The sequence below is a fragment of the Acinetobacter sp. UBA3132 genome (assembly GCF_002364825.1).
GTDB classification, from domain to species: Bacteria; Pseudomonadota; Gammaproteobacteria; order Pseudomonadales; family Moraxellaceae; genus Acinetobacter; species Acinetobacter schindleri.
Window position 1 is genome coordinate 1 of sequence record NZ_DEZM01000027.1, and the last position, 9,746, is coordinate 9,746.

Genomic DNA, 9,746 nt, shown 5'->3' on the forward strand with positions numbered 1-9,746 from the left:
ATATCGGTCATGTGCGTGAAGAAGTATTAAAAATGCGTCAGAAAATGAAAGATCATCTGGGTTCTTCAAAAGAGCAAAAAAAAGATGGAATTTTTCATTTAAAACAAGATGCAGGTGGTATCGTTGATATCGAATTTATGGCACAGTATGCGGTGTTAGCTTGGAGTGGGACGAATAAAGATCTCGCCCATTACTCCGACAATGTACGAATCCTTGAGGATGCCGCAAAATCAGGTTGCTTATCCAGCGACGATGCGACTGCTCTGATTCAAGCTTATCTCCGTGAACGCGCCGAGAGCCACCGCTTAGCCCTTGCAAATCAATCCATGCAAGTGTCTGCAAGCGACTGGCACGATACCCGAAAGACCGTTTGCAAGTTATGGCAAAGACTGATTGATCCAAGTGCAGTATTTGCACTGGATAGTGAATAATTGTGAAAAATTGGAGTTTGTGGCATGAATTTGGCTGATCGTGATGGTTTTATTTGGCAAGACGGACAACTGGTAGATTGGCGTGAGGCAAAAACTCACGTATTAACACATACCTTGCACTACAGCATGGGGGTGTTTGAAGGTGTCCGTGCTTATGAAACCCCGAATGGAACGGCTATTTTCCGTCTGAAAGAACACACCAAACGTTTACTTAATTCTGCAAAAATTTATCAAATGAAAGTTCCATTTGATCAGGCAGCGTTAGAACAAGCTCAAATTGATGTCGTTCGTGAAAACAAATTAGCGTCTTGCTATTTACGTCCAATTATCTTTATTGGTTCTGAAAAACTAGGTATTGCCGCAACTGACAATACCATTCATGCAGTGGTTGCTGCGTGGAGCTGGGGCGCTTACCTGGGTGATGAAGCAATGGCGAAGGGTATTCGCGTAAAAACGTCTTCATTTACCCATCATCATCCGAACGTGACCATGTGTAAGGCCAAAGCATCAGGCAACTACACGCTGTCGATTCTTGCGCATCAGGAAGTAGCACATTCTGGTTATGACGAAGCAATGCTTCTAGATCCACAAGGCTATGTATGCCAAGGTTCAGGCGAAAACGTATTCCTGGTACGTGATGGCGTGATTCATACACCTGATATCGCAGGTGGTGCGCTTGATGGTATTACCCGTCAAACAATTATTACTATTGCCAAAGATCTTGGTTATGAAGTGGTTGAACGCCGTATTACCCGTGATGAATTCTATATTGCTGATGAAGCATTCTTCACCGGTACTGCTGCTGAAGTAACGCCTATCCGTGAATACGATGACCGTCAAATCGGTGAAGGCAAACGTGGTCCGATCACTGAGCAAATCCAGGCTGCATTCTTCAATGCGGTTCAGGGTAAAGATCCTAAATATGCGCACTGGTTAACTTACGTAAAATAAGTTCAACAGATAAAAAAAGGACTCAAATGAGTCCTTTTTTTATGGCTAGAAGAATCTATTAAACCTGATAGAAATCCCGATACCAGTCAACAAACTGTTTTACGCCATCTTCAACAGAAACGGAAGGTTTGTAACCTACACTTTGTTCTAGTGCTGAGCTATCCGCGAAAGTATCTGGTACATCACCGGGTTGTAGTGGCAGTAGGTCCAGAATGGCTTCTTTGCCGACTGCTTTTTCAATGGCATGGATATATTCAATCAGTTTGACTGGCGAATTATTGCCGATGTTAAAGATCCGGAACGGGGCATTGCTGGTGGATGGATCAGGATTGTTGCTATCCCAGTCTGGATTTGGTGCAGCAATCTGGTCACTGGAACGGATCACACCTTCAGCAATATCTGCAACAAAGGTGAAATCACGGGTATGGTTACCGTGGTTAAAAACCGGAATAGATTTGCCTTCAATAATGTTCTTGGTGAACTTAAAGAGAGCCATATCCGGACGCCCCCAAGGACCATAGACAGTAAAAAAGCGCAAGCCTGTGGTTGGCAGTTTGAAGAGGTGACTATAGCTATGTGCCATCAATTCATTAGCACGCTTTGTTGCTGCATAGAACTGAATTGGATGGTCGACACCATGTTTTTCGCTAAAAGGCATGGTGGTGTTGGCACCATACACGCTACTAGTACTGGCATAGGTCAGATGTGGTGTTTTGGCATAGCGGCAGGCTTCAATGATATTGGTAAAACCGACAATATTGCTTTCCACATAACTCATCGGATTTTCAAGCGAATAACGTACGCCTGCCTGTGCAGCAAGATGAATCACGCGATCAAATTGATGTTCCTGAAAACACTTGTCAACTGCGGCTTTATCTGCAAGGTTGGCATGATAAAAGTCGAACTGCCCCGACTGCTGTTCCGCGGTTTGAGTTAGCAGATCTACACGTGCCTGTTTTAAAGCTGGATCGTAGTAGTCATTCATGTTGTCAAAACCGACCACATCATCACCACGTTCTAAAAGCTTTTTGGAAACATGGAATCCAATAAAACCTGCTGCACCTGTTACCAGAATCTTCATTCATCGCCTCCAAAAATATCACGGGTATACACTTTATCTTCAACGTCACTCAGCTCTTTGGATTGACGATTGGTGATAATCACATCTGCCCGCTGTTTAAAGGCTTCTAAATCAGTAATCACTTCAGATTTAAAGAACTCGGTTTCTTTTAATGCCGGTTCATAAACAATGACTTCAACCCCCTTGGCTTTAAGGCGTTTCATTACTCCCTGAATGGCAGAGGCACGGAAATTATCTGAGCCACTTTTCATAACCAGTCGATAAATCCCGACCACCGACGGATTCCTTGCCAAAATAGAATCGGCAATAAAGTCTTTACGGGTACGGTTAGAATCCACAATAGCTTGAATCAGATTGCTAGGTACCTGACTATAGTTCGCCAATAGCTGCTTGGTATCTTTTGGCAGGCAGTAGCCCCCATAACCAAAGGAAGGGTTGTTATAGTGATTGCCAATTCGTTGGTCCAGACAGACACCTTCAATAATTTGCTGAGTATCTAAACCAAACGTTTGTGCATAGGTATCCAGTTCATTGAAGAAAGCTACGCGCATAGCCAGATAGGTATTGGCAAATAACTTGATTGCTTCTGCTTCGGTTGAGTCAGTGAACAGAACAGGACTGTCTTTTTTGATTGCACCTTCAATCAGCATATCTGCGAATTGTTGAGCACGTGCTGACTTCTCTCCAACAATAATACGTGATGGATAAAGGTTGTCATGTAAGGCTTTACCCTCACGCAAGAATTCTGGAGAGAAAATAATATTGTCTGTATGAAATTTCTCTTTAACCGTTTTGGTGAAGCCTACCGGAACCGTAGATTTAATAATCATGACCGCTTGAGGGTTAATCTCGGTCACATCACCAATGACGCTTTCGACGCTTTGGGTATTAAAATAATTGGTTTTGGTATCATAATCCGTCGGTGTCGCAATAATGACAAAATCAGCATTCTGATAAGCTTCATATTTGTCAGTTGTTGCACGGAAGTTTAGTGGCTTTTCACCTAAAAAAGTTGAAATGTCAGGATCCTGAATCGGAGAAATCTTCTGATTTAACATCTCAACTTTATTGTCAATAATATCTAATGCCACGACTTCATGATGTTGTGAGAAGATCATGGCATTGGAAAGGCCGACGTAACCGGTGCCTGCAACTGCTATTTTCATATCAACCTGATTATGTATTTTTAATAGGGGAGCCAGAGCCCAAGCCAATAGTGGCGTTCTCAAGGCGGTTTCATATCATACCATAAAGTATTTTGAGTATTATGAAGGTGTTGAAAAGCGGGGGAGTAACTTTGCTTTAGAGATGGTATGATATGAGGCAGAATGCTGGTGGAAGATGAATACATGCAGGAAAACGTAAACGACTCACTGTCAGGTCAGACGAATACACAGTCTGAACAGAATATTGTGCTATGCATGAAGTGGGGCACCAAATATGGGGCAGAGTACGTCAATCGTTTATACAACATGGTCAAGCGTCATACTACGGTTGACTTTAAAATGGTGTGTCTGACAGACCGTGCCGAGGGCATTGATCCTGCTGTTGAATGTTTTCCTATTCCGCCATTGGCCTTGCCAGCAGGTAGTCCTGAACGTGGCTGGAATAAGTTATCGACCTTTGAACCTGATTTATATGGTTTAAAAGGAAATGCACTTTTCCTCGATTTAGATGTTGTGATTGTCGATAATATCGATAGCTTCTTTACCCATCCGGGTGATTTTTTGATTATTCATGACTGGAAACGTCCATGGCGTATTACCGGAAATAGCTCGGTTTATCGTTTCAAGCTGGGAGCTTTTCCTGGTTTGATGCCATATTTCCGTGAACATTTTGATGAAATCCGTCAGAAGTTTCGTAATGAGCAGGCTTATTTATCCTGGTATGTTGATCAGGAAAAGAAACTGAGTTACTGGCCGGATTCCTGGTGCAAGAGCTATAAATATCACTGTCTGCAAAAAATTCCAATGGCTTATTTCAAGCCGCCTGTGAAGCCGGAAGGCGTCAAAATTATTATTTTCCATGGTGAAATCAATCCACCTGACGCAATTAACGGCGGCGGTGGTAAATGGTACCGTTATGTTCTGCCATCGCAATGGATCAAGGATGCGTGGCAATAATTATTAAGTGTAGTAATTAAGCAATCCGGTACCTATTTTAAAGTGATGAAGTGAATGCAGCAGCAAATTGATATTGTAATTGCCTGGGTGGATGGCAATGATCTGGAATTAAAAAAGAAACGGCATAAATATCTGACTGGTGAAGATGCATCCGATGCAGTCAGTGATACCCGTTTCGCCAGTAATAATGAAATCTACTACAACATTGCTTCAATCCTGAAATATGTACCTTTTTGCCGCAATATTTTTGTAGTAACCGATAACCAGTGTCCAGAATTTATTGATGAATTTGCTGCACAAGGTCTGTGTACTGCCGATAAAATTCGTGTAGTGGATCATCGGGAAATTTTTAGAGGTTATGAGCAGCATTTGCCCACTTTTAATACCCGATCCATTGAAAGTATGCTCTGGAACATTGAAGGATTATCAGACTACTTTATTTATTTGAATGATGACTTTTTCTTTAATTCAATTGCGCAGCCAGAAGATTTTCTAAACGGTAATCATTTGGTGATCTATGGCCACTGGCAAAGCAGTTTTGCGTTGAAAACAAAGTTAAAATATCGCCAATTTTTGCAGCGTCAATTTGGCAAGCCGATTCAGCCGAAGCACATGATTGCACAAATGTTAGGGGCTGATATCCTGGGTTTCAAAAAGTTCTTTGAGATCCATCATTATCCACATATTGTCGATCGTCATGCTTTGAAAGATTATTTGCTGGCACATTCACAGTTGCTGGAAACGCAGATTAAATACAAGTTTCGTAGTGTAGAGCAGCTTAATCCCATTTCACTGATGAATCATATCAAGATTCAAAAGCAGCAAGCTGAGCTGAAGCCTGATATTGAATTGGCTTATCTGAAAAATGAAGAGAGCCTCGACAGTTTTATTTCAGCTTTAAATAATCCTGCAATAAAATATGGTTGTATCCAGAGTCTGGATCAATTGAAGCCAGCAGATGCAAAGCAGATCAGTGATGCCATGCAGCAAAAACTGGCTGGTTATTTGCCAAATTCAATTTTAGCTTAGAGGTTCATGATGAAAGTAATTACTTATCTGATTAATCTGGATGGTAGTCATGAACGGCTTGAACGGGCGACTCAGCAACTAGATGCAGTGCACTGGCCTTTTGAGCGTTTCTCTGCAGTCGATGGTCGCGGCAAGGCTTTAACTGAATTTACCAACTATGATGATCAAGGTGCGCAGCAGATTCTTGGACGTAGCCTGATGAACTCGGAATTGGGGTGTTATCTGAGTCATTATGGTTGCGCAGAGAAGTTTCTGAATACTGATGCAGATTATCTGGTTGTACTTGAAGATGATATGAAAATTAATCCAGACTTTAAAACAAAGCTGGAGGGTATATTAAAATATCTAGACCAGCATAAAGATTTAGATTGGTACTTAATCAATATTGCAGCCAAAAAGAAAAAGCTGGCGAAAGATATTACCCAGATTGAAGATATGAGCATGTGGCATGCTTTTTATTTTCCAATTCGCGGGTTAGGTTTGATCTGGTCACGCCAAGGTGCTCAAGCATTTTTAGAAGCAGGTAAGCACATAAATATGCCTGTCGATATTTTCTTCCAGACCTGGCTGAGTAAAAATGGAAAGGGATTAGGTGTATGGCCAGCCTTGGTTCGACCTGCAGGTTTAGACAGTGATATTTTAGGGACAGTCGCTTCTCAGGGTGTATCACGTAAACAAAAAGAAAATCGTGGGTTGTCCCATGGTTTGAAAAAGCAAAAGCGGATGTGGCGTGATCGCTATTATGCACTCAGACACTTAATGGCTTCAAAGTAAGTAAATCTGTATGAAAAACATTGTAATTAGCCTAAAAACAGCAACTGCACGTCGTGAACACATTCAAAAAGAATTTGGTAAACAGAATATCGGTTTTGAATTTTTTGATGCATTAACTCCGGATTTGGCAAAACCACTTGCTGCGAAAATGTCTCTAAATGTGCAAGAAGATTTTATTACGGCAGGCGAACTCGCTTGTTTTATGAGTCATGTAGCGATCTGGCAAAAAATGGTAGATGAGCAGATTCCGCATTTGGCAGTTTTTGAAGATGATGTGTATTTGGGAGAAACTGCTGACTATTTTCTGAGTCAGTATGACTGGATTCAAAATGACTGGGATATTATTAAAATAGAAGCTTTTGCCGATAAGGTCTTTTTAAGTGGTCCTAAGATAAATATCGCAAATGGATCGCGTCAGATTGTTCAGTTAACGGGAAAAAATTTAGGGACAGCGGGCTATATTTTAAGTCTGAAAGGTGCACAAAAATACTTGGATTATGTGCGAAAGATTCAGTTAATTCCTTTAGATCAAGTTATGTTTGATGAATTTATTCAAGCTAAAATTTATCCTGTCTATCAAATGACACCAGCTCTTTGTATTCAGGAGATGATGCTATTCCCTGAAAAGAAGACAGTTCTCTCAAGTGATTTGCTTGCTGAACGTAAAGCGCGTATGCGTAAGCAAAAGAAAAAGGGGTGGGCAAAAATTCAGTTGGAAATTGTGCGTGTGATTAAGCAAGTGAAATATACTTTAGTTGGTCAACGAGTAGACTTTAAATAAAGTTAAGCCAACAGAAAAGAATGTTTAAATAAATTTGCTTACAAGCATCAAATATAAATGTGATGAAATGATAGGAATAGCTTGAAATGCGTATTCTAGTAACTGGTGGTGCTGGATTTATTGGTTCAGCTGTAATACGTCATATTATTGAAAACACTAAGTACCATGTTTTAAATGTTGATAAGCTTACTTATGCTGGAAATTTAGAGTCATTAAGTCTAGTTCAACAAAGTGATCAATATCAATTTAGTCAGACTGATATTTGTAATGAGACTGCAATCAAAGCACTCTTTCATGAATTTCAGCCAAATGTTGTGATGCATCTCGCTGCTGAATCGCATGTAGACCGTTCTATTGATGGTCCGGCAGCCTTCATACAAACCAATATTATCGGTACTTATACTTTACTTGAGGTTGCTCGAAAATATTGGCTGAATCTTGATGAAAAATCAAAAAAGAATTTCCGTTTTCATCATATTTCGACAGATGAAGTATATGGTGATTTGGAAGGAACAACCGATCTATTTACTGAAACAACACCTTATCAGCCAAGTTCTCCATATTCAGCATCTAAAGCGAGTTCAGATCATTTGGTCCGTGCTTGGCATAGAACCTATGGTTTGCCGGTAATTGTCACCAATTGCTCAAATAATTATGGTCCATATCATTTTCCTGAAAAGTTAATCCCATTAGTAATTTTGAATGCACTCGATGAAAAGCCATTGCCAATTTATGGTAATGGCCAACAAATCCGAGACTGGCTATTTGTGGAAGATCATGCAAGAGCTTTATATAAAGTGGTGACTGAGGGACGGGTGGGAGAAACTTATAATATTGGTGGTCACAACGAAAAAAGAAATATAGAAGTAGTAAAAACCATTTGTACTATACTGGATGAATTAAAACCTAAAGCAGATGGGCAATTATATGAATCCTTGATCACTTTTGTGAAGGATCGCCCAGGTCACGATCTGAGATATGCAATTGATGCTGAAAAGATTCAAAAAGAATTAAACTGGTGTCCTCAAGAGACCTTTGAGACAGGTATTCAAAAAACTGTTGAATGGTATCTGAATAATTTGGACTGGTGTCGTCGTGTGCAAGATGGTAGTTACCAGCGTGAAAGATTAGGTGTAAATATATAATGTCAAATCAAACTAAAGGAATCATTCTAGCTGGTGGTTCGGGAACACGGTTATATCCAATCACAAAAGGGGTGTCTAAGCAGCTATTGCCAATTTATGATAAGCCCATGGTCTATTATCCACTTTCAGTACTCATGCTTGCAGGGATTCAGGATGTACTGATCATTACAACACCTGAAGATTTGAATAGCTTTAAACGTTTGCTGGGTGATGGATCACAGTTTGGTATTCGATTAGAGTATGCGATTCAGCCAAGACTAGACGGTTTAGCGCAAGCATTTATTATTGGTGAAAAATTTATTGGAGATAGTAATGTCTGTCTAGTTCTAGGCGACAACATTTTCTATGGCCAAGGTTTTACCCCAATGCTAAAAAAGGCCGTTAGCCGCGCTAAAGGTGCAACAGTTTTTGGTTATCAAGTCAAAGATCCTGAACGTTTTGGTGTGGTTGAGTTTGATGAGCAGAAACGTGCAATTTCTTTAGAAGAAAAACCTAAACAACCTAAATCTCACTTTGCTGTCACAGGTCTATATTTTTATGACAATGATGTGATTCAAATTGCTAAACAAGTGAAGCCTTCTGAACGTGGAGAATTGGAAATTACCACAGTCAATCAGATGTATTTAGAGCGCGGTGATTTAAATGTAGAATTGCTTGGACGTGGTTTTGCGTGGTTGGATACAGGCACACATTCAAGTTTATTGGAAGCAGCACAGTTTGTAGAAACTATTGAAAAACGTCAGGGCTATAAAGTCGCGTGTTTGGAAGAAATTGCTTTGAATAATGGTTGGCTTAGTAAAGAACAGGTTTTAGAAATTGGTCGTACTATGAGTAAAAATACTTATGGGCAATATTTGATATCATTAGTTGATTAGGTAAAAAGGTGCAAAAAAAAATAATTCATGTGGGTATGGCTGATAAGTTCTTGCCCCCTCTAATTAACTTTATACAGGAAAAGTTTTCACAAGAGAATAATACCTTTTATCTATACGGTGATGAGAATATCTATGGTTTTTTAAAAGATAAAGGTGTATTTTTTCTAGGTAAAAAAGATCATAACACCACTTACTTTCAGCTCTTATTAGAAATGTATAATGCTGATAAAATTATTTTACATGGATTATTTAGTTCAAAACTCATAAAAATATTATTTTATAATCCATGGTTATTAAAAAAATGCTATTGGCTTATGTGGGGAGGAGATCTATATGACGTAAGGCAAAAAACTGGGTTATCAGGTTATTATAAAAAAAGTGTGATAAAAAATATGGCATATTTATTAACCTACCTTCCGGGAGATATTAAATATGCAAGAGAAAAATATGGAGCTAAAGGAAGGTATATTGAGAATCTTGGTTATTTAAGCAATATTTTTAGTGGTGAGCATTATTCTGAAAACAGGCAGACTGAAAATATAAATATTTTATTAGG

10 protein-coding genes and 1 pseudogene are annotated in these 9,746 nt (G+C 39.6%); 9 read left to right on the plus strand and 2 right to left on the minus strand.

Annotated features, from left to right (window positions below):
* Nucleotides 1–431: pseudogene (locus tag B4033_RS01015) on the plus strand (bifunctional glutamine synthetase adenylyltransferase/deadenyltransferase); the annotation flags it as partial.
* A 24-nt stretch (nucleotides 432–455) separates the two neighbouring features.
* Entirely contained in the window at nucleotides 456–1,382 is a 927-nt protein-coding gene (locus B4033_RS01020; protein ID WP_163172109.1) for a branched-chain amino acid transaminase, read from the plus strand.
* A 58-nt stretch (nucleotides 1,383–1,440) separates the two neighbouring features.
* Here the strand turns inward: B4033_RS01020 and B4033_RS01025 are convergent, their stop codons facing one another.
* A complete protein-coding gene (locus B4033_RS01025; RefSeq protein WP_004813072.1) occupies nucleotides 1,441–2,463 on the minus strand; it encodes an NAD-dependent epimerase in 1,023 nt (340 codons plus the stop codon).
* A complete protein-coding gene (locus tag B4033_RS01030) occupies nucleotides 2,460–3,629 on the minus strand; it encodes a nucleotide sugar dehydrogenase (RefSeq protein WP_286831244.1) in 1,170 nt (389 codons plus the stop codon). The genes B4033_RS01025 and B4033_RS01030 overlap by 4 nt, the downstream gene beginning before the upstream one ends.
* 183 nt (nucleotides 3,630–3,812) lie before the next feature.
* Here B4033_RS01030 and B4033_RS01035 point away from each other — a divergent pair, with 183 nt between their 5' ends.
* The 7 genes from B4033_RS01035 to B4033_RS01065 form a co-directional block, all read left to right on the plus strand.
* Complete coding sequence (locus tag B4033_RS01035; protein ID WP_286831261.1) at nucleotides 3,813–4,586, plus strand: glycosyltransferase; 774 nt, start codon at nucleotides 3,813–3,815, stop codon at nucleotides 4,584–4,586.
* Between the two features lie 54 nt (nucleotides 4,587–4,640).
* A complete protein-coding gene (locus B4033_RS01040; protein WP_286831247.1) occupies nucleotides 4,641–5,615 on the plus strand; it encodes a stealth family protein in 975 nt (324 codons plus the stop codon).
* Between the two features lie 9 nt (nucleotides 5,616–5,624).
* Nucleotides 5,625–6,389 (plus strand): glycosyltransferase family 25 protein, encoded by a 765-nt coding sequence (locus B4033_RS01045; RefSeq protein WP_286831263.1) that lies wholly within the window; start codon nucleotides 5,625–5,627, stop codon nucleotides 6,387–6,389.
* Between the two features lie 10 nt (nucleotides 6,390–6,399).
* Nucleotides 6,400–7,170: a glycosyltransferase family 25 protein gene (locus B4033_RS01050; RefSeq protein WP_286831250.1), complete on the plus strand. Its 771-nt coding sequence runs from the start codon at nucleotides 6,400–6,402 to the stop codon at nucleotides 7,168–7,170.
* Between the two features lie 86 nt (nucleotides 7,171–7,256).
* Complete coding sequence (rfbB, locus tag B4033_RS01055; protein WP_286831253.1) at nucleotides 7,257–8,315, plus strand: dTDP-glucose 4,6-dehydratase; 1,059 nt, start codon at nucleotides 7,257–7,259, stop codon at nucleotides 8,313–8,315.
* On the plus strand, nucleotides 8,315–9,190 hold the full coding sequence (rfbA, locus tag B4033_RS01060; protein WP_286831257.1) for a glucose-1-phosphate thymidylyltransferase RfbA: 876 nt from the start codon (nucleotides 8,315–8,317) through the stop codon (nucleotides 9,188–9,190). Before rfbB ends, rfbA begins: the two co-directional genes overlap by 1 nt.
* Before the next feature lie 8 nt (nucleotides 9,191–9,198).
* Nucleotides 9,199–9,746, plus strand: a 548-nt coding sequence (locus B4033_RS01065; protein ID WP_286831259.1) for a hypothetical protein, incomplete at its 3' end; no start/stop codon positions are given.